Here is a 19,306-nt window from a genome sequence, read left to right on the forward strand (position 1 = left end):
CGGCTTCATTCGCCCGGAACGAGGTGGCCGACCGGCTGCCGCGCGAGGCGCCGGTGCCTGCGACGGGACAGATAAAGCAGGAGGCCGGTCACGGCAAACAGCGGCATCATGGCGGCGGCCAGCATGAAGGCGAGCTTGCCGGGCCATCCCAGGATGGCGCCGCGGTGGATGTCGAGCACGCTGGCGAGGACGCGTTCGCCAAACGTCTTGTCGGCGTAGCGATCCGATGAGATGACGCGGCCGGTGAGGGCATCGATGCGGAATTCGTCACGCACGGCCTCGCGCGACGAGTCCCGCGGCCATGACCGCACGCGCACGGCCGTGCCCGCGCCGGCCGGCAGCGTCATGAGGGCCCTTCCGTAACTGTTGTTCTCCTGCTGCAGGAACGCCGACCAGACGTGATCGAAGGCAAGCGGCTTTGCCTCGACCTTCGTTTCAGACTTCGCTTCAGTCTTGGCTTCACTCTTGCTTTCGGCAGCCGCCGTGCCGCGCGGCGGCTTGGACTGCATCGCGTTTGCTGTGGCCTGAGGCCGCGCGAACAGCCAATTGGCGCCGGCCTTGTACCATTCGAACGAATACCACAGGCCGGTCAGCGTCATCACCAGATAGACCGGCAGCACCCAGGTCCCGATCACGGCGTGCAGCGAGCGATGCAGGCCGCGGCCGCGCAGTCCCAGATTCGGCTTCAGCCACATCTTCACGCTGCGAGCACGATGGGGCCAGCGCAGCACGAGCCCGGTGATCAGCATCACGATCAGGCAGATCGCGGCTGACCCAGTGATCTTGCGCCCGATACCATTGCCGTCGCCCGGCAACAGCAGCCAGCGATGCAGCTTGCGGACCGTTGCGAAAAAGTCCTCGCCGCGCGGCGAGCCGAGCACGTGTCCATCATAGGGGTCGACATAGACCGAGGACGGCCGCGTGCCGCCTTCGCTGCGAGCGAAACGGATGCGGGCCGCGGCCGATGGATCGCTCAACATCGTCACGGCCGAGACCTTGCTGAAATCGCCCGCCGCTGCCAGCCGCGCGATCAACTCGTCCGGCGTGAGCCGCCGGGCCGCGCTGGCCTCGACGCGCATCATCTGACTGTTCAGGCTGGCTTCGATCTCGTCCTCAAAGGCCATCGTCGCGCCGGTGAGGCCGACCACGGCCCACAGCAGCGCCAGCACAAGACCGACCAGGGAATGGACCTGAAGCAGTGCAGCCTTGATCGGGCGCCGAACGTCACTCATCAGAATTTCACCGTCGCCGAGAGCGAGAAGCGCCGCGCGTCGCCCATCGCGACCGTCAGGATGCTGTTGGCTGAAGGGTAGTAGACCGTGTCGAACAGGTTCTTGACGTTGAACTGGTAGATGACCGGGAACGACTGGACCTTGGTCTCGTAGGTCGCAAACACGTCCGCGACCGTGTAGGCTGGCAGCACGAAGCTGTTCGCGGCATCGCCGGGCCGGTCGCCGACATAGCGCGCGCCGCCGCCGAGGCGAAGCCGGCCGGGCAGGGTGGTGCCGAAATCGTAGACCAAATAGAGCGAGGCGGTGTTCAACGCGACGTTCTGCAGGGCGTTGCCGGCGAGCGTCGGATCCTCGGTGACACGCGCATCGGTATAGCCATAGCTGCCGATCATGCTCCAGCTGTCAGTCAGCCTGCCGGTGACGTCGAGTTCGACGCCGCGCGAGCGAACCTTGCCGGCGGTGCGGTACTCGACGATACCGGTCGAGGGGTTGAGCTGCGAAACCAGCACGTTCTTCTTGTCGATGTCGTAGAGCGCAAGCGTGCCGGAGATCCGTTTGTTGAAGTCGAACTTGACGCCGGTCTCCCACTGGGTGCCCTCTTCGGGCGCGATGTTGGAGCCGATCACGACGCCGCCGGTAAGCGGCGCGATGGTCGAGGTGGGCTTCAGCGATTGCGTGTAGCTCGCATAGAGCGAGACCTGGTCGGTGAGCTTGAAGATAGCGCCGCCGAGCGGCAGCACCTTGTCGGCCGAGACGTTGGTGTTGGTGATGAACGGGCGGCCCTTGCCGGCGAGCTGCTCGTAATCCATGTAGCGCACGCCGCCGACCAGCGCGAAGCGCTCGGTCAGATGCAGCGTGTCCTGGAAGAACAGCGACCACTGGCTGAGCTTGTCGGTCTGGGCGCTGTCGGCGGCGGACACCGTGGTGCCCGGCGTGATCAGTCCATAGACCGGATTGTAGAAGTTGAAGCTCGGGGTCGCCTGCCGGATCAGGTTGTCGCGATAGATCGTGCGGTACTGGCCGTCGCCGCCGAACAGCACTTCGTTGCGCATATCGCCGAGCCAGACATTGCCCTGCAAATAGGAGGTGCCGTAGCTGGCATTGCTGAGCGAGCCCCAGGTGCCGTCATTGCTCCGGGTCTCGACGCCGGTCTTGGCGTTGACGCCGGTGATGCGGAGCTGGTTGGCGCTGAAGGTTTCGGTGTTGTAGCTGTAGGCCGCGAACAGCTTCCAGTCCTGGTTCAACCGGTGCTCGACCGAGGCCTGCATCAGGTCGGAGGTGCCCCACATGTTGTTGAAGGGCTCGTCGAGCCGGCGCGTCGCCGGGATCGCCAGCGGCGCCTTGGTCGCGGGATCGAATGCGGTGCCGCGGTCGAACGGCGTGATGAATTCGCGGTGCTCGTAGTTGAGCTGGACGGTGGTGTTTTCGCCGTACCAGGCCAGCGACGGCGCGACCAGCATTTCGCGATGGCGCCCGAAATTGCGCCAGTAGTCCTCGCTCACGCCATAACCGATGAAGCGATAGGCGAGTCCGCGATCGCCGATCGGGCCGGTGATATCGATGGTGCCGTCGGCTCCGGTCCTGGAGTTGGCGTAAGTCGAGCCGAGCAGGGTCACCGAACCATGCTGATAGAGCTCGGGGCGCTTGCTGATCGTGTTGACGATACCGCCGGGATCCATGATGCCATAGAGCAGCGACGCCGGGCCCTTCAGCACCTCGACGCTTTCGACCGCGGCGTTGAGGCTGCGGCCCTGCACCAGCGGCATGCCGTTGCGCATGATCGAGCCGTCGCGGTTGTCGCCGAAGCCACGGCGCATCACCGCATCCTGGGTGCCGGCCAGCGTATTGGCCTGGGTGACGCCGCTGACATTGGCCAGCGCGTCATCGAGGTTGCGCGGCAGCTGATCCTTCAGCACCTGCTCGGGCACGACGTTGACCGTCTGCGAGGTGTCCAGCGGCGAGGCGCCGCTGCGCAGCGTGGTTGAGCTCGGCATCGCGCGATAGTGGAGCTTGGCTTCGTTGAGCACCGCGGCGCTGGCTGCCGCGCGCTCCGACGGTGTCGGCGGCGCCGGTTGGGCATTCCGGCCGCGCTGCCGTGCCGTGGCGGCCGCCTGCGTTCGCTGCGCCGGCTTTGCCGCGGCGGCGGCCGGCTTGCGCTTCTGCGTCGGCTGGTCGACCGAAACAGGCGGCAACGGGACGCTCGATTGGGCGTTTGCCGGCGTTGCCGCGGAGGCGACATCGGCGAGCAGGAATGCTGCGCCGATCAGCAGATGGGTGCGGCCCTTGTCGCCGGCATTTCGACGGTAGCCGACAACCCGGCAACCAGCATTCACAGGCACTCTTGGACTTCCGATTCACGCGCACTTGGTCACGCCGCGCCTCTAGCAGTCGGCGCGCGCGAAAAGAACCGGAGCAACCTTGAATCTCTCTAACCGTGATGGATTTGAATCGTTCTAAGACGCGACAGGGCCCGCGCGTGTGCGCGAGCCCTGAACCCTGTAACTTGCCTGTCGCGTCTGCGCGTCAAATGGCCGTGCGATCGTTGCCCGAGGCTGCAGCCGTCGTCCTGTTACATCTCAGGTGTATGGTTCGCCGTATGCCGCGCGATGCGCCTCACGACATCGCCAGGCTGACCGGTGCAGAGCCGACCATTCCCGTGCTGACGCCGTCGCGGGCCATCGATTCGATCGTGCCCCAGTTCTCGCGAAAGATCCGCGCCGCCTCGTTGGCGCTTTCCGCCTGGATCGTCAGACTGCACGCGCGTCTCGTGCCGTTGCTGGCGAGCTGGAAGTAGAGAACATATCCAGACGATTCCGCACTCCGTGCGGCCAGCGGTGCCTGCTGCATGTAGGTTTTCCCCAAAGTGTTTTTGTTGCGCCACCCGCAGGCAGGATTTGACAGGGATGCGGCACAGTCGTGGTCGCGATCGAGCTAAGCTGAACGTTTGTTCATTTTGTTGGCCGGTGTTGCCAGGATTCAACACCGGGTGGAACTTGCTGTAGCTCGTCACTGCAACTAAGCCGCGATCGCGGCATCAGCTCAACCGTCGTGGCGTCTACACATCGCCCTCTGGATGGACCATCAGCGTCTCTTGGATCGCGGTGGCGAGCATCGCGCCGTCACGGTCGTGGACGCGCGCGATCGACAGCCCGCGGCCGCCATCCGCGCACGGGCTCTCGGTTTCGACATGCATCCAGGCGTCAGGCGAAAATACGCGATGAAACCAGATGCAATGGTTGAGGCTCGACAGATAGAGCGGCGCACGCGCCTGCAAGGCGTCGAGATGGCCGCCGACGCTGGAGAAGTTGAGCCACCAGTCTGAGAGATAGGCGAACACCGCGGCCTGGGCGCGGGAAGCAGCGGTGAGCGGCTGCCTGGATCTGATCCAGAAGCGCAGGCGCGGCTCTGCCGTCGCGGCCGAGAGCTGACGTTCGATCTCGGGGATGCGGAAATCCATGCTGGGCTTGATATGCTGGGAATAAGGACCGAGCGGTCGCAACTGCGCCATCAGTGCGTCGGGGATCATGCTCAGATCGGGCAGGCTTTCGGGATCCTCCGATCGTGCGAACGGCGCTGCGTGCTGCGGGCCCGGCTGCGGCGCGCAGAATGTGGCCTGCGCGCTGAGCACGGTACGCCCGTCGCCTTGCGTGCCGACGATATGGCGTGAGGAGAATCGCTTGCCGTCCTGTAGAACCTCCGCGTCAAACGTGATGCGCCTGACAGGATCGGCGCCGCGCAGGAACAAGAGCTGCAGCATCGCCGCCGGGCGATCTTCGGGCGCGCTGAGCGTTGCGGCCATCATGGCCTGGCCAAGAATCTGGCCGCCATAGGAACGGCCATTGAGATTGCCGTCGCCGAACCGGCTGCGGTAGCGGAGCGGTGCGACGGTCTCGAGCGAGACCAGCGCCTCGGCCGCCCGGTTGTCCCATTGATCGCACCGGGCCTCGTTGCCCTCCACGGCGCGCATGCCTTGCCCGTCCATCACATCGCCGGGAATTTCTGCGGGCCCGGAAAGAGCGGATAGCCGGCGGCAACGCCGTATTCGCTGATGCCAAATCCGGTCTCGTTGCCGCTTTCGAGCCGGACGACATGGTCCGACAGCGTGCGTGCGATGGTGCGAGTCGTGGCGTCGTCGAGGTTCCAGATGTCGTGCGCGGCATGGTTCTCGCCGCGGTCATCGCCATGGGTCCAGCCTTGCAGGCCGCCATACATGCCGGCCTTGAGATAGAACCGGGTCGGTAGCCCGTGCATCCTGACCTGGCGCGGCTCGCCGCGATCGAAAGTGAAGGTGAAGTCGGCCACAGCGATGGTCTGGCCGAGCGGATCATTGGCCCATTCGATCGCATGCTCGACCGAGGTAACTTCGCGATGCGACACCGATCCGTCGGCCTCGCGGCGGAACTCGGTGCCCGAGAGGTAATGCGGCTTGCCCGGCGTGCGCTCCTTGATGAAGATCGACAGCGCCGACTCCGGGAACTGGAACATCGACCAGGTCCAGAAGAAATTGCGATGGGTCGCGACCGGCGGCCTGGTCTCGTCGGTGCGCATCTCGGAGCGCAGGCCCCAGGAGCGGTCGCGCTGCCCCCACCACAGCTCGGGCTCGATCTCGTAACGCTTGCCGTCGGCGACGATCCAGCCGCGCCAGCGGCCGAATTGCGAGACGCGCGCGAGGTCTTCCTCGACGACACCGTTGCGCTCGCGGAAATTCTGCTTCTCCTGCGCCGCCGGAAAGCTCGCCTTGAATTCGAGCGCGAAGCTGATGCCGGACGGATTGTCGGCGAGCGAGATCCTATGCAGGCTGTTACCCTCGACGATCTCGATCCTGAGCCCGCCGACTTCCGTGTCCAGCGGACGGGTCCCGAGCCGGCGCGAGGCACGGAAATTGTGCTGACGCCGGCCGATGGTGATGCCGGCAAAGCCGTCCATCACGTTGCGGTTCGGGTAATAGCCGAGCCCGATGTCGATCAGCAGTTCGCTGCCGTCGATCGGATGCGCGGTGTACCAGTAGCGCTCGGTGAACCTGGCATCGCCGCCGCCTGCCTTGGCAAACGGTTGCGGCGTCTGGTGGCCGATGAGATCGTCCTGGGCTGTCAGCATTGTTCTTGTCCTTGTGTTTGAGCCGGTTCGGTCGGATGGGTAGCGCGGGATCAGTCCTTGGCCGGGCCGGCGCCCACGATGTCGCCGAACAGCACCCAGGTCTTGCCGTCGAAGCGGGCGAAACGGCGCTCGGTGATCGCTGCGTAGTCCTGCGGCGTGGTCTGGATCGTGATGCCCGGAAGCAGCATCGGCAGCTCGATGCCGCTGAGGTTGGTGGCCTGCTTCAGCACGTTCTCGCGCGCTAGATTATCGCCGCAGCGCTGCAGGATGATGGCGCCGAGCTGGGCCGTGGTGTAGCCGGTCACCGCGATCACGTCGTTCGGGTCCATCCCCGGCATATATTTCGCGGCGAAGGCGAGATAGTCGGTCATGCCCTTGTCATTGGCCCAGGCCGGATCGTTCGGTGTCTTGTAGGAGGTCGTGGTCAGGATACCGGTCGAGGCCTCGATGCCCGCCGGCACCAGCACGCCGGCGATCGAATTCGCGGTCGAGCCGAGGAAGATCAGCGGCTTCCAGCCGAGCTCGTGGATCTTGCGGATCGCCATCGAGGCGAATTTGTTTTGCGCGGCGATCAGGATGGTATCGGCGCCTGATGCCTTCAGGTTCACGATCTGGGAATCGATCGTGGGCTCGGTCGACTGATACATCGCCTCCTTGACGATCATCGTGTCGGCCCTGGCGCCGAGCCCTTCCTTCAGGCCAAGCACAAAGTCCTTGCCGATGTCGTCGGCCTGCAGCAGGACACCGATTTTGGCGTCCGGCTTCTCGCGCAGGACGTAGCGGGCGATGATCCGGGATTCGTTGACGTAGGTCGGCGAGTAGGGCGTCGTCCAGGGAAACTGCTTCGGGTCGTTCCAGCGCGTGCCGCCGCTCTGCACCAAGAGATGTGGAACGCTGTTGCTGTTGAGATATTTCTGGATCGCGGCGTTGGTCGGCGTGCCGAACGGCGCCATGATCGCGAGCACCTTGTCGTTCTCGACCAGCGCGCGCGTCACCTCGACGGTCTTGGGCGGGCTATAGGCGTCGTCACGGGTCAGGAAGTTGATGCGGCGGCCATTGATGCCGCCTTTCTCGTTCAGCATCGTGAAATAGGCGAGCATGGTCTTCGGGAAGCTCGCATAGATCGACGCCGGGCCGCTGTAGGGCGCGTTGGCGCCGAGCAGGATCTCGCTGTCACTGACCCCGGGGCCATAGGCCTTCTGGGCGTTCGCTGTTCCGAGCGCGCCGGTGAGCGCGAACGCCCACACCGCAAGCGTGACGATTGGCTTCCGCATCTTCCCCTCCCATGACGCCCTCTTTTGCGGGGCTGGTTGATCCGGCGATGGAAGCCTTGAAAGGCTTTACCCTTCGCATCGGCTGTGTAATAATAGACCGTCTGTCCGGATTATCAACGGGAATCTCCGGGCGGCGTATCGGCTTCACGCGTGACGGAAACATCCGCGCGCGTGCGCGGCCGCATGGCGGTTGAGGAGGAAACATGAAGCTGACGCAGGCGCTGATCGCGGCGGTGCAATTGCGCAAGGACGCACCCGGCACCATCCATGCCGGACGGTCGCGGAGTTGGAAGGAGATCGGCCGGCGCGTTGCCTGCGCCGCGGGCGGGTTGCGGCGGCTCGGCGTCGAGGCCGGCGACCGTGTCGCTATCCTCGCGCACAACAGCGACCTCTATATCGAGGCGCTCTATGCCATCGCCTGGGCGGGCGCGGTCGCGGTGCCGCTTAACACGCGCTGGGCGGTTGCCGAGAACGCCTATGCGATCGACGATTCCACGCCAAAGCTGTTGCTGGTCGACAAGACCTTCGCCGAAATCGCGTCGGCGCTGCGTGGTGCAAAATCACTCACCGCGATGGTCTATCTGGACGAGGGACCGGTCCCCGACGGCATGCAGGGTTATGATGAGCTTGTTGCGAACGCGCCGATCGCGGATGCGTCCGGCGCCTACAACGATCTCGCCGGCATCTTCTACACCGGCGGCACCACCGGATTTCCCAAGGGCGTGATGCTGTCGCACGCCAACATCATCTATGAATCGCTGGTCTGGATCTATGCGCTCCGTTTCCGCGAAGACACGCGGTATCTGCACTCGGCCGGCATGTTCCACCTGGCGGGCACCTCGCCGATGATCGCGCTGACCCTGGTCGGTGGCACGCACGTGACCATCGCGAAATTCGAGCCCGAGCTCGCGATGAAGACCATCGCCGAGCACAAGGTGGATTACTGCCTGTTCGTGCCGACCATGCTCAACATGATGCTTAATCATCCGTCCTTCGGCACGTATGATCTGAGCAGCGTGAGGGATTGCGAATATGGCGCGTCGCCGATGCCGGATGCGCTGCTGGTCAAGCTGATGCGCGTGCTGCCGAGCTGGCGTTTCCATCAGGGCTACGGCATGACCGAGAGCGCGGCGCTGGCGACGATCCTGCCTTGGGAGTACCACGCGCTGGAAGGGCCGCTGGCGGGCAAGCGCAAATCGGCGGGACGGGCGGCGCCCGGCGTCGAAATCCGCATCATCGATCCCGCGGGCAACGAAGTACCGCGCGGCACCGTCGGCGAGATCGCGATCCGCGGCGCCGGCGTGATGATCGGATACTGGCGCAAGCCCGAGGAAAGCGCGCGCGTGCTGCGCAACGGTTGGCTGCACACCGGCGACGGCGCCTGGATGGACGAGGACGGGTTTGTCTATATCGTCGACCGACTGAAGGACATGATCGTCTCGGGCGGCGAGAACGTCTATTCCGGCGAGGTGGAGAACGCCATCTTCCAGCACGAGCACGTCAAGGAATGCGCCGTTATCGCGGTGCCCGATCCGCAATGGGGCGAGGCGGTACATGCGATCGTGGTGCCGAAGGACGGCAGGAGTCTCGATTCCGAGATGGTGATCGCGCACTGCCGCACCTTGATCGCCGGTTACAAGTGCCCGCGTTCTGTCGATATCCGCCTCGAGCCATTGCCGCTGACCGGCTCCGGCAAGATCATGAAGTCGGCGCTGCGCGAGGAAAAGTGGCAAGGCTATACGAGGTCGGTCAATTGATGCCGGAGGCTGCGAAACGATCCGATCAAGATGTGCCGGGTGATGTGCCGGCGCCTGTTCGCCCGGTCGTGGTCAATGACGACGCGGTGCGGCCAGCACTCGCGCGGCATTTGTCGAGGATATCCGGGAGCCGGACGGAGATTGTCGGCTTCGGCCGCAAATCATCGGGTTTCTCCTGGATTACCTATGCGTTCGTGGCGCGCACTGCGGCTGAAGGCGACCGCAAACTGATCCTGCGCGTCGGTCCACCGAGCGGGCTGTTTGCGCCTTACTCGGTGCTGCCCCAGGTTTATGCGCTGCAGTCGCTGGCCGGCAGCGGCGTACCGGTGCCGACGTTGGTGTCATCAGAGCAGGATGGCGCCGAGATCGGCTTTCCTTTCTTCATCTGCGCGCATGTCGATGGTGATGTTCCTGCGCCCTGGGCGGCGAGCGGGCTTGATGTCGACCACAAGCGCGAGATCGCCCGGCAATTCGTCGAGATCCTCGCGGCGCTGCACCGGATCGACGCGAGCGCAACCCCTTTCGCTTCACCGCAACAAGGCGGGCAACGCGCCGAAGTCCGCGCGATCGCCGGCTGGCGCGCCTCTCTCGCGCGTCCCACTGCGCGCTATTATCCGCTGCTTGATTGGGGCGGGCGCTGGCTGCGCGACAATTGTCCGCAGCCGCCGCGCCGAACCATCGTGCATGGCGACTACCGGATCGGAAACTTCATCGAGGAGAAGGGGCGGATCACCGCCATCCTTGATTGGGAGCTCACGCACCTCGGCGATCCCCACGAGGATCTGGCCTGGGCGCTGATGCCGACCTTCAATGCCAGGAGCCGCAAGCTCTATGGCGTGCTCGAGCGCGCGGAGGTGATCGATCTCTATCAGCGTGCCTCCGGCATTGCGGTCTCGGACAAGAGCCTCGCCTTTTATGAGGCCTATGCGCTGTACCAGGCGGCCGCGATCCAGATGTGCGCGGTGCGCGCCTTCGAGGTCGATCGTTTCAACGACATGCGGCTCGCGGTGATGGCAAGCCAGATGCCCTCGATCGTGCGGGCCTTCGAGCGCGCATTGGAGGCCGCGGCATGAGTGCATCCTTCGAACGGTTGGTCGACGGCATCATCGATGCGCTGCAAAGCCATGTCGTGCCGAACAGCAGCGATGATTTCGTCCGCGGCCAGGTGTTCTCCGCGATCTACGCGCTGAACAGCATGAAGCTCGCCGCCGACTGGAAGGCCGCGCCGCTGCTCGAGCAGGTGCACCTGCAGGACGATGCATTCGTGGCAGTCAAGCGATTGGCTGACGGCATGACGCATCCGGAGATTCCAGCGACGCCACGCGTCCGGGGCGACATGTCCGACGCTGCCGCGATCGAGGCGCTGCGCGACGATGGCGACCGTCGGCTCGGGCAGCTTCTGCTCTGGGCGACCGGCGAGGGCGCGCGTGTGGCCAATCGCAATGCCGCGACCGAGATCGAACGCCTGCTGCGGCGGGCTACCTGCGACCAGCTGAAGATCGAGCTCGCGACAACGCCGAAGTCGATGCTGCAGCAGATCGCAGGCGGCGAACGCGACGGTGGCGCGGCGCAGGACTGAGTCCGTCGCATCGCCGGCTACCCGGAATTGCATCTTTGCGCAGTGTTCCGGGAATCATTGGTGGCGCCGGGAAAGAAGCTTGCCGGCCCGCGGTGCCCGTGTTATTAATTCACAGAACGGTCGTTCGGATTATTATTGGCGATCGGTGAAGGCAACCGCTGCAGGCGGTCGGCGAGGGAGACGGAGCGATGAACATGATGACCGGCGCCTCGCCATGGGAACGGTTGATCCGGCCCGACCGGGTGCACGGATCGCTCTACACGGATCCTGACATCTTCGAGGCCGAGCTCAAGAACATCTGGTACCGGACCTGGGTCTATGTCGGGCACGAGAGCGAGGTGCCGAACGCCAACGACTACGTCGTCAAGTCGATCGGCCCGCAATCCGTGATCATGACGCGCGACGAGCAGGGCAAGGTCAATCTGCTGCTCAACCGCTGCTCGCATCGCGGCAACCAGGTCTGCTCCTATGAGCGCGGCAATGCCCGCTCGTTCACCTGTCCGTTCCATTCCTGGACCTTTGCCAATGACGGCCGCCTGGTCGGCTATGCCTTCCCGGACGGCTATGAAGGGCAGGACAAGTCGCAGCTCGCGCTCGGGCGGGTGACGCGCGTCGCCTCCTATCGCGGCTTCGTGTTCGGTTCGTTCGCAGCCGACGGCCCGACGCTGAAGGAGCATCTCGGCGGCGCCGCCGAGACCATCGATCGCCTGGTGCGCACCTCGCCGGAGGGCGAGGTCGAAATCACGGCGGGCTTTCTCAAGCATCGCGTGAAGGCGAACTGGAAGTTCATCCTGGAGAACGAGTGCGACGGCTATCACCCGGCCTTCGTGCATACCTCGATCTTCGGCGTCGCCGACAGCATGATCGGCAAGCTGTACGGCGGCGCCTCGACCGCGCTGACGCGCGACTACGGCAACGGCCATACCGAGATCGATCTGCGGCCCGAGTTCCGCAAGCGCGATGCGCCGATGAGCTGGTTCGGCACCAGCGAGGATCGGCTGCCGGACTACACGGCGCGCATGAAGGCCGCCCATGGCGACACCGCAGCGCGGGAGATCATGATCGACGGCACGCCGCATGTGATGATCTTCCCGAACCTGTTCATCGCCGAGATCCAGATGTTCGTGATCCAGCCGCTCGGCGTCGACGACAGCGTGCAGCACGTCACCGCGCTGCAGTTCAAGGGCGCGCCCGATCTGAATCGAAGGCTGCGCCAGCAGACCATGGGCTCGGTCGGCCCGGCCGGATTCCTGCTCGCGGATGATTCCGAAATGTACGAGCGCTGCCATCGCGGCGTGCTGGCGCGCAATCCGGAATGGATATTCCTCGGCCGCGGCGAGAAGCGCCAGCGGCGGGATGAACTCGGCTTCACGGTCGGTCACGTCACCGACGAGGTGCCGTCGCGCGGCATCTGGACGCATTATCGCAAGCTGATGGAGCCGAACTGATGCTGTCGCGCGAGAGCAGCGCCACGATGATGAGCGCCATCACCGCCTTCCTCTATCGCGAGGCGCGGTTGCAGGACGAGCATCAATACGAGGCCTGGGAAAAGCTCTGGACCGACGACGGTGTCTATTGGGTGCCGGCCAACGGCGCCGACATCGATCCGGAACGGCAGATGTCGATCATCTACGACAACCGCTCGCGGATCGCGCTGCGGGTCCGGCAGCTGATGACCGGCAAGCACTTCACCCAGACGCCGCAGTCGAACCTGCGCCGGCTGATCTCCAACATCGAATTGATGGACGAGCAGCCTGACGACGGCGACATGGCGGTCGCCAGCAACAGTCTCATTTTCGAGTCGAGCCTGCGCGGCGACACGCTGTGGGCGGCGCGCAATGAATACCGGCTGCGCCATGTCGATGGCGAATTGCGGATGGCCGCCAAGAAGGTCATCCTCGTCAACAACGACAAGGCGATCTATACGCTCTCGTTCCTGGTCTAGAGGAAAACGCGCCATGATCGACAAGGGCCCCGTCCTGCTCGACATCACCGACGGCATCGCGCGGCTGCGGCTCAACCGCCCCGATGCGGCCAACGGCATGAGCGCCGAGCTGCTCCGTGCGCTGTGCGACGCCATCATGGTGTGTCACGGCCATCCGGATCTGCGCGTCGTGCTGCTGAGCGGCGAGGGCACGAACTTCTGCGCCGGCGGCGATGTCCGCGCCTTTGCCTCCAAGGGCGAGAAGCTACCGGATTATATCCGGCAGGCCACTGCGTATTTGCAGAATGCGGTGACCGGGCTGCTGCGGCTGGAGGCGCCGGTCATATCATCGGTGCAGGGCTTTGCGGCCGGCGGCGGCGGCTTCGGCCTGGTCTGCGCTTCCGACATCGTAATCGCGGCGGAATCGGCAAAATTCCTTGCCGGCGCGACGCGGGTGGCGATGGCGCCGGATGCCGGCGTCTCCGTCACGCTGTCGCGGCTGGTCGGCTTGCGGCGGGCGATGTCGATCCTGCTGACCAATCCGGTGATCCCGGCGGCCGAAGCGTTGCAGATGGGCATCGTCACCAGGGTCGTGCCCGATGCCGAGCTTGCCGAGGCATCGCTCGCGCTGGCGTGCGAGCTTGCGGCCGGCGCGCCGAAGGCACTGGCGGCGACCAAGCGGCTGGTCTGGGCCGGCACCGGCACCAGCATCGAGCAGTGCCTGTCGGAAGAGGCGCGCACCGTCGCCGAACTCTCGGGGATGGCCGATGCACGCGAAGGCCTCGCCGCGGTGATCGAGCGGCGCCAGCCTGTATTCACGGGGCGCTGAGGTGGCGACCTTGCCATTCGGACGTCTCGATGGCCGCCGTGCCTTCGTCTCCGGCGGCGCGCGTGGCATCGGCGCCGCGATTGTTCGCAGTTTTGCCGGCGCGGGCGCCAGGGTCGTGATCGCCGATCTCGATGTCGCCGCGGCCTCGGAGCTGGCGCGCGAGACCGGCGCCGGCGTCGCCGGGCTCGACGTCAGCGATGCGACCGCGGTGCAAACGGTGATGGCGCAGGACGGCCCATTCGACATTGTCGTCAACAATGCCGGCGTCGATCAGCACGCTTTCTTCACCGATACCACGGCGGAGGATTGGGCGCGGCTGATCGCGGTCAATCTCACCTCGGTGTTGGCCTGCACCCACGCCGCGCTGCCGGCGATGCAGGCGGCGCGCTTTGGCCGCATCATCAACGTTACCTCGGAAGCGGCTCGGCTCGGCTCAAAAGGCGGTGCCGTCTACTCCGCGGCCAAGGGCGGCGTGATCTCGTTCACCCGGAGCATCGCGCGAGAAAATGCACGCTATGACATCACCGCGAACGCGATCGCGCCGGGTCCGATCCGCACGCCGATGCTGGAGCAGGCCGTGGCAAAGGGCGGCGACAGGATCCTGCAGGCAATGACCGGTGCAACGCTGCTCGGCCGCCTCGGCGAGCCGGAGGAAGTCGCGGCCGCCGCGCTGTTCCTGGCGTCCGACCAGGCCGCCTATATCACCGGAGAGACGCTCGGCGTTTCCGGCGGCATGGGCATCGGCGGCTGAAATGGGCAGCGCGGACGACGATATCGCAATCACGCCGGTCGATCGCGCGATCGAGCGCTTGCGCGCGATCTATCGCGGCTGGACCCGTGATACGACCGTGGCGCAGATGCGCGACGACTGGGACGTCGCCTTTGCCGGCTGCTCGGTGTCGGTGACGTGCCAGCCGGTCTCCGCCGGCGAGGTCGACGGCGAATGGCTCGTGCCGACAGACGCGCCTCGCGACAAGGCGATCCTCTATTTTCACGGCGGCGGTTTCCGCATCGGCTCGGTCGCGTCGCATCGCGACCTGGCCGCGCGGATCGCGGATGCATCCGGCTGCCAAGTGCTTTCGATTAACTATCGCCTGGCGCCCGAGCACCGGTTTCCGGCGGCGCTCGATGACGCAGGCGCTGCCTATCACTTTCTGCGCGATCAGGGCCTGCGTCCTGCCGATATTGCCTTCGCCGGGGACTCCGCCGGTGGCAATCTCGTGCTCGCTGCGATGCTCGCTGCGAGAGATCGCGGCCTGCCGCTCCCCGCCGCCGGCGCGCTGATGTCACCCTGGACCGATCTCACCGCGTCCGGTGCGAGCTATCAGAGCAGGGCCGAGGCCGATCCGATCCACCAGCGCGCGATGATCCTGGCGCTGGCGAAGAACTACCTTGGCAAGGACGGCGATGTCAGCGATCCCTTCGCCTCGCCGCTTTTTGGCGATCTCACCGGTCTGCCGCCGCTGCTGGTGCAGGTCGGCGACCGTGAGACCGTGCGCGACGATGCGACGGAACTGGCCGTACGGGCGAAGGCTGCCGGAGTCGATGTCGCGCTGCAGGTGTGGGACGGCATGATCCACGTCTTCCAGATGTTCCCGGAGATTCCGCAGGCGCGAGAGGCGATCGCATCGCTGGCAGCTTTTTTGCGCAACCATCTTCACATCGGCCATGAGAGAGCGCCACAATGAACGTCATGACCTCGGATCCGCGCCAGCTCACTGAGACCGAATTCCATTTCCCGGAGCCGCCCAATCTGCCCGAGGAGCTGCGCATGCTGCGCGAGCAGGTCCGCCGCTTCGTCGAGAAGGAAGTGGTGCCGCATGCCGAGGCGTGGGAGCGCGACGGCAAGATCCCGCGCGAGATCTATCGCCGCATGGGCGCGCTCGGCTTCCTCGGCATGCGCCATGCGGTCGAATATGGCGGCACCGACATGGGGCCGCTGGCCTCGATGGTGTTCGCCGAGGAGCTGGGGCGCTCCAGCTTCGGCGGCTTCACCTCGTCGATCCTCGTACATACCGACATGTCGGCGGTGCACATCTCCTTGCGCGGCACGCCGGAACAGAAGCAGAAGTATTTGCCGGCGATTATCCGCGGCGAGACGGTCTGCTCGATCGCGGTGACCGAGCCCGACGCCGGCTCCGACGTCGCAGGTCTCAAGACACGGGCGCGGCGCGACGGCGATGTCTGGGTGATCAACGGCGCAAAGATGTTCATCACCAACGCGGTCTATGGCGACATCCTGATCGTCGCCGCGCGGACTGATCCGCATGCCAAGGGCAGCCGCGGCATCTCGCTGTTCATCGTCGAGCGCAACACGCCGGGCATTTCGGCGACCAAACTCGACAAGCATGGCTGGCTCTGCTCGGACACCGCCGAGCTCGCGTTCCAGGACGTGCGCGTGCCGGCGGAGAACCTGCTCGGCGAAGAGAACAAGGGCTTCTATGGCATCATGGAGACCTTCCAGAACGAGCGCATCTGCATCGGCGGCATCTGTGCCGGCGAATCCGCCAAGGCGATCGAGCTGACGGCGAATTATGTGAAGACGCGGCAGGCATTCGGCGGCCCGCTCTGGAATCAGCAGGGCGTGCGGCTGAAGCTCGCCCAGCTTGCGGCGAAGGCGGCGGCGGCGCGGGCGCTGGCCTATCAGGCCGCCGAGCTCGCAGCGGCCGGGCAGGATTGCCTGCGTGAGGTCTCGATGGTGAAGGCGCTGTCGCCCGAGGTGCTGCACGAGGTCGTGCATGGCTGCCTGCAACTGCACGGCGGCTCAGGCTTCATGCGCGGCACCCCGATCGAGCGCATGGTGCGTGACGCGCGGGTGTTGACGATCGGCGGCGGCGCCACCGAGGTGATGCTGGAAGAAGTGGCGAAGCGGATGTGAACGCCTCGCCTGGAGCGGAAGCTGTCGGCGCAGCCTTGTCCGCTCTTGCGATCGGTATCCTGGAGAGTGCGCGCGTGCGCAGCCGGGCTTGAATTCTTGTGATCTCCGGCTATGTGATTGCGGCAGGGACTGGAGACGGCAATGACATGCAGCCGGATACGGCCAGCGCGCGTCGACGAAGCCGAGGAACTGACCCAGATCGCGGTGCGCGCGACGATGCGCAGTGGTTATGACGACGCGGCCGTCGCTCGGTTCATGCCGGGACTGAAGGTCAATCCTGCGCTGATCGCGGCCGGACTGGTCTTTGTGGCCGAGGACGAGCAAGGCAGTCAGCGAGGCTACACGGCCTTGAGACCTACGGGCATGGGCGGCCTCATTCTGCTCGAAGGCATTTTTGTCGATCCGACATGCGCGCGGAGCGGCTTTGGTACGCGGCTTTTCGAGACCGCAGTACAACTGTCGAGAAAGATGGCAGGAAGTGTCATCCTGATTTATTCGAGCCCACGCGCAGTGGAATTCTACGACCGTCTCGGCGCCATCAAGATCGGCATGACGCCCTTCGTATTTTCGCCCGAGATTCAATTGTCCATGTTCGCGTTTACGATACCTGCCTCTTAGCCTGAAGGCCGGACCTGGCCGACCGTTTGCGACATGATCCCCGGCTTCAACCGCCAATCCTCGCCGAAATCCGCGAGCGGATGGAAGAACAGCGGCTCGGTGGTTTCGAGCTGCCGCAGCCGCTCGGCATAGCAGTCGAGATAGCGGTGCCGTGTCGCCTCGTCGACGAAATTCACCGAATACGACACGAAGGGCGGCAGCACCTTGCAGCCGGCATAGGCGAGCATGCCGTTCTGGATCGGCCACAGCACCACGTCGAGTGCGCCGACCAGCCCGTCGGGTGCGCACATGCCGGGATAGGCGGCGGTCGAGGTCACGACCATGGCGCGGCGGCCGTTGAGGCCGCCGGTGTCGTAGCGGCGGCCGCTGCCGTAAATTGCGCCGTTGACGAACACGCGGTCGATCCAGCCTTTCATGATGGCGGGGACGGAGAACCACCACAGCGGAAACTGCAGGATCAAGAGGTCGCACCACAGCAGCTTCTCGATCTCGGCGGCGATGTCGCCGCTGAGCGCCCCGTGCTGCAGATTGTATTTCTGCTCGCGATCATATTGCAGCCGGTCGGGAAACCGCCGCGCACCAAAGTCTTCGGCGGTCGCCACCGGGTTGAACCGCATGGCGTAGAGATCGGAGATCCTGACCGTGTGCCCGAGCGTGGTCAGTTCCGCCACCGACCGCGCCAGCAGTGCGGCGTTGAACGACTGCGATTCCTGATGGGCAAAGACGATCAGGACCTTCATCTCTTCACCTCGTCGATTTGAAGCTCAGTGTTGCCGCGGCGGCGCTCTGCTCCCTCTCCCGCTTGCGGGGAGGGCCGGGGTGGGGGTCTCGCCGCCGCAAAGGACACTCATTGTGTGGAGAGAGCCCCCACCCATATCGCATCTTCGATGCGATATGACCTCCCCCGCGAGCGGGAGAGGTGGAACGAGTTTGCGGAAGCTGCTCACTGCACCGGCTTGAAGCTGAGCGTAGCGGCGTCGGCCTGCATGATCTGCAGCTTCTGGTTGGAGAAGCGGACGCCGGGACCGAAGCTGATCGGCGCCATCACGCCGGTCTCGACGTTCCTGGTCTTCTCCAGCTCCGCGATGGTGCAGGCCCAGGTCGGCTGCTTGCCGCAGCGCTCGATCGCCGCGATCAAGACTTTCGCGGCAGCATAGCCGGTCATGGTGTAGCGGTTGATGCCCTTGAACTCGGCCTCCGACACCAGCGACTTGGCCTTCTCGAGGAACGCCTTGCCCGCCTCGCCGGCGAACGGCTCGACATAGTCGACCGCGTAGATGCCGTCGCCGGCCGGGCCCATCAGCTTCAGCACCGGCTCGATCCGGCCGGGCCAGAAGATGCCGGTCACCGGCTTGATGTTCAATTTCTCGAGTTCCTTTGTCATCGCGATGTTCTCGGCGATGATGCCGCCGGCCAGAAACACCTCGGCGCCGGAATCCTTCAGCTGCAGCATGTCGGACGAGAAGTCCTGCTGGCCCTTCTTGTAGTTGCCGCTGTAGACGACGTTCAGCTTCTTGGCCTTGACCACGGAATCGAAGCCGTCGCGTACCGTGATGCCGTAATCGTCGTCCTGGGTGATCAGGCCCCATTTCTTGCCGGGGTTCTTGTCGGCGAGGAAGTTGACGAGGTGGATGATGCCCTCCTCGTAGGATTGGCCGACCACGAACACGTTCTTGCGCGGCGGCTCCCACAGGAATTTGACCGGCGCGACGTCGATCACGGTCGGGATACCGGACTTCTCCAGCACCGGCATCACCGCGATCGACTGGCCCGAGCCGGAGATGCCGAGCACCGCAAAGACCTTGTCGACGTCGATCACCTTCTTGACGCCCTGGATGGTGCGCGCGGTGACGTAGCCGTCGTCCTCCAGCACATATTTGATCTTGCGGCCGTTGATGCCGCCGGCGGCATTGGCTTCGGCGATCGCGATCTTGTGGCCGATCGAGGCCGCGACGCCGAGCAGCGCCGGCGGGCCGGTCAGCGGCTCGACGTCGCCGATCAGGATCTCGCTGTCGGTGATCCCGGGATCGGCGGCAGCGGCCGGGCTGACCGCAAGACAGGCCGCGGAAAGCAGCAGCGAGGCCGCCGCCAGGTGTTTGATCATTGCTTCCTCCTCAT

The 19,306-nt window shown here is 65.0% G+C and carries 18 protein-coding genes; 10 read left to right on the forward strand and 8 right to left on the reverse strand.

Annotated features, from left to right (window positions below; translation table 11 throughout):
- Positions 1-5: 5 nt before the first annotated feature.
- The 6 genes from ACVWYP_RS16165 to ACVWYP_RS16190 all read right to left on the reverse strand — a co-directional run bounded on the left by ACVWYP_RS16165 (position 6) and on the right by ACVWYP_RS16190 (position 7,603).
- Complete coding sequence (locus tag ACVWYP_RS16165; RefSeq protein WP_304498995.1) at positions 6-1,232, reverse strand: PepSY-associated TM helix domain-containing protein; 1,227 nt, start codon at positions 1,230-1,232, stop codon at positions 6-8.
- Entirely contained in the window at positions 1,232-3,565 is a 2,334-nt protein-coding gene (locus tag ACVWYP_RS16170; protein ID WP_304500233.1) for a TonB-dependent siderophore receptor, read from the reverse strand. The genes ACVWYP_RS16165 and ACVWYP_RS16170 overlap by 1 nt, the downstream gene beginning before the upstream one ends.
- A gap of 280 nt (positions 3,566-3,845) precedes the next feature.
- Positions 3,846-4,079 (reverse strand): hypothetical protein, encoded by a 234-nt coding sequence (locus ACVWYP_RS16175; RefSeq protein ID WP_028339610.1) that lies wholly within the window; start codon positions 4,077-4,079, stop codon positions 3,846-3,848.
- A 208-nt stretch (positions 4,080-4,287) separates the two neighbouring features.
- Complete coding sequence (locus tag ACVWYP_RS16180) at positions 4,288-5,199, reverse strand: acyl-CoA thioesterase (RefSeq protein ID WP_304498996.1); 912 nt, start codon at positions 5,197-5,199, stop codon at positions 4,288-4,290.
- A gap of 14 nt (positions 5,200-5,213) precedes the next feature.
- Complete coding sequence (locus ACVWYP_RS16185) at positions 5,214-6,329, reverse strand: hypothetical protein (RefSeq protein WP_304498997.1); 1,116 nt, start codon at positions 6,327-6,329, stop codon at positions 5,214-5,216.
- A gap of 50 nt (positions 6,330-6,379) precedes the next feature.
- A complete protein-coding gene (locus ACVWYP_RS16190; RefSeq protein ID WP_304498998.1) occupies positions 6,380-7,603 on the reverse strand; it encodes an ABC transporter substrate-binding protein in 1,224 nt (407 codons plus the stop codon).
- Between the two features lie 203 nt (positions 7,604-7,806).
- Here ACVWYP_RS16190 and ACVWYP_RS16195 point away from each other — a divergent pair, with 203 nt between their 5' ends.
- The 10 genes from ACVWYP_RS16195 to ACVWYP_RS16240 all read left to right on the forward strand — a co-directional run bounded on the left by ACVWYP_RS16195 (position 7,807) and on the right by ACVWYP_RS16240 (position 17,188).
- Positions 7,807-9,360: an acyl-CoA synthetase gene (locus ACVWYP_RS16195; RefSeq protein ID WP_304498999.1), complete on the forward strand. Its 1,554-nt coding sequence runs from the start codon at positions 7,807-7,809 to the stop codon at positions 9,358-9,360.
- The gene (locus ACVWYP_RS16200) at positions 9,330-10,433 is read left to right on the forward strand and encodes a phosphotransferase family protein (RefSeq protein WP_304499000.1); all 1,104 of its coding nucleotides are present in this window, start codon (positions 9,330-9,332) and stop codon (positions 10,431-10,433) included. Before ACVWYP_RS16195 ends, ACVWYP_RS16200 begins: the two co-directional genes overlap by 31 nt.
- A complete protein-coding gene (locus ACVWYP_RS16205; RefSeq protein ID WP_304499001.1) occupies positions 10,430-10,939 on the forward strand; it encodes a hypothetical protein in 510 nt (169 codons plus the stop codon). Before ACVWYP_RS16200 ends, ACVWYP_RS16205 begins: the two co-directional genes overlap by 4 nt.
- A 188-nt stretch (positions 10,940-11,127) precedes the next feature.
- Entirely contained in the window at positions 11,128-12,387 is a 1,260-nt protein-coding gene (locus tag ACVWYP_RS16210; RefSeq protein ID WP_304499002.1) for an aromatic ring-hydroxylating oxygenase subunit alpha, read from the forward strand.
- Positions 12,387-12,884: an aromatic-ring-hydroxylating dioxygenase subunit beta gene (locus ACVWYP_RS16215; RefSeq protein WP_304499003.1), complete on the forward strand. Its 498-nt coding sequence runs from the start codon at positions 12,387-12,389 to the stop codon at positions 12,882-12,884. The genes ACVWYP_RS16210 and ACVWYP_RS16215 overlap by 1 nt, the downstream gene beginning before the upstream one ends.
- Positions 12,885-12,897: 13 nt before the next feature.
- On the forward strand, positions 12,898-13,692 hold the full coding sequence (locus tag ACVWYP_RS16220) for an enoyl-CoA hydratase/isomerase family protein (protein WP_304499004.1): 795 nt from the start codon (positions 12,898-12,900) through the stop codon (positions 13,690-13,692).
- A gap of 1 nt (position 13,693) precedes the next feature.
- Entirely contained in the window at positions 13,694-14,443 is a 750-nt protein-coding gene (locus ACVWYP_RS16225; RefSeq protein WP_304499005.1) for an SDR family NAD(P)-dependent oxidoreductase, read from the forward strand.
- A gap of 1 nt (position 14,444) precedes the next feature.
- The gene (locus tag ACVWYP_RS16230) at positions 14,445-15,380 is read left to right on the forward strand and encodes an alpha/beta hydrolase (RefSeq protein WP_304499006.1); all 936 of its coding nucleotides are present in this window, start codon (positions 14,445-14,447) and stop codon (positions 15,378-15,380) included.
- Positions 15,377-16,570 (forward strand): acyl-CoA dehydrogenase family protein, encoded by a 1,194-nt coding sequence (locus tag ACVWYP_RS16235; protein ID WP_304499007.1) that lies wholly within the window; start codon positions 15,377-15,379, stop codon positions 16,568-16,570. Before ACVWYP_RS16230 ends, ACVWYP_RS16235 begins: the two co-directional genes overlap by 4 nt.
- A gap of 141 nt (positions 16,571-16,711) precedes the next feature.
- A complete protein-coding gene (locus tag ACVWYP_RS16240; RefSeq protein ID WP_304499008.1) occupies positions 16,712-17,188 on the forward strand; it encodes a GNAT family N-acetyltransferase in 477 nt (158 codons plus the stop codon).
- On the opposite strand, the gene ACVWYP_RS16245 is transcribed toward ACVWYP_RS16240, so the two are convergent.
- Both ACVWYP_RS16245 and ACVWYP_RS16250 read right to left on the reverse strand, forming a co-directional pair.
- On the reverse strand, positions 17,185-17,928 hold the full coding sequence (locus tag ACVWYP_RS16245) for an NAD(P)H-dependent oxidoreductase (RefSeq protein ID WP_304499009.1): 744 nt from the start codon (positions 17,926-17,928) through the stop codon (positions 17,185-17,187). The two genes, ACVWYP_RS16240 and ACVWYP_RS16245, sit on opposite strands and share 4 nt — an antisense overlap.
- Before the next feature lie 203 nt (positions 17,929-18,131).
- Positions 18,132-19,292, reverse strand: a complete 1,161-nt coding sequence (locus ACVWYP_RS16250; protein ID WP_304499010.1) for an ABC transporter substrate-binding protein — start codon at positions 19,290-19,292, stop codon at positions 18,132-18,134.
- Between the last annotated feature and the right edge of the window lie 14 nt (positions 19,293-19,306).

This window comes from Bradyrhizobium sp. USDA 3262 (assembly GCF_054060035.1).

Bases quoted from the DNA above. Each gene is read 5' to 3' on its own strand.
- ACVWYP_RS16165 (WP_304498995.1), bottom strand. From the start codon at position 1,232: ATGAGTGACGTTCGGCGCCCGATCAAGGCTGCACTGCTTCAGGTCCAT.
- ACVWYP_RS16175 (WP_028339610.1), bottom strand. From the start codon at position 4,079: ATGCAGCAGGCACCGCTGGCCGCACGGAGTGCGGAATCGTCTGGATAT.
- ACVWYP_RS16180 (WP_304498996.1), bottom strand. From the start codon at position 5,199: ATGCGCGCCGTGGAGGGCAACGAGGCCCGGTGCGATCAATGGGACAAC.
- ACVWYP_RS16185 (WP_304498997.1), bottom strand. From the start codon at position 6,329: ATGCTGACAGCCCAGGACGATCTCATCGGCCACCAGACGCCGCAACCG.
- ACVWYP_RS16190 (WP_304498998.1), bottom strand. From the start codon at position 7,603: ATGCGGAAGCCAATCGTCACGCTTGCGGTGTGGGCGTTCGCGCTCACC.
- ACVWYP_RS16195 (WP_304498999.1), top strand. From the start codon at position 7,807: ATGAAGCTGACGCAGGCGCTGATCGCGGCGGTGCAATTGCGCAAGGAC.
- ACVWYP_RS16205 (WP_304499001.1), top strand. From the start codon at position 10,430: ATGAGTGCATCCTTCGAACGGTTGGTCGACGGCATCATCGATGCGCTG.
- ACVWYP_RS16210 (WP_304499002.1), top strand. From the start codon at position 11,128: ATGAACATGATGACCGGCGCCTCGCCATGGGAACGGTTGATCCGGCCC.
- ACVWYP_RS16215 (WP_304499003.1), top strand. From the start codon at position 12,387: ATGCTGTCGCGCGAGAGCAGCGCCACGATGATGAGCGCCATCACCGCC.
- ACVWYP_RS16220 (WP_304499004.1), top strand. From the start codon at position 12,898: ATGATCGACAAGGGCCCCGTCCTGCTCGACATCACCGACGGCATCGCG.
- ACVWYP_RS16230 (WP_304499006.1), top strand. From the start codon at position 14,445: ATGGGCAGCGCGGACGACGATATCGCAATCACGCCGGTCGATCGCGCG.
- ACVWYP_RS16235 (WP_304499007.1), top strand. From the start codon at position 15,377: ATGAACGTCATGACCTCGGATCCGCGCCAGCTCACTGAGACCGAATTC.
- ACVWYP_RS16240 (WP_304499008.1), top strand. From the start codon at position 16,712: ATGACATGCAGCCGGATACGGCCAGCGCGCGTCGACGAAGCCGAGGAA.
- ACVWYP_RS16245 (WP_304499009.1), bottom strand. From the start codon at position 17,928: ATGAAGGTCCTGATCGTCTTTGCCCATCAGGAATCGCAGTCGTTCAAC.
- ACVWYP_RS16250 (WP_304499010.1), bottom strand. From the start codon at position 19,292: ATGATCAAACACCTGGCGGCGGCCTCGCTGCTGCTTTCCGCGGCCTGT.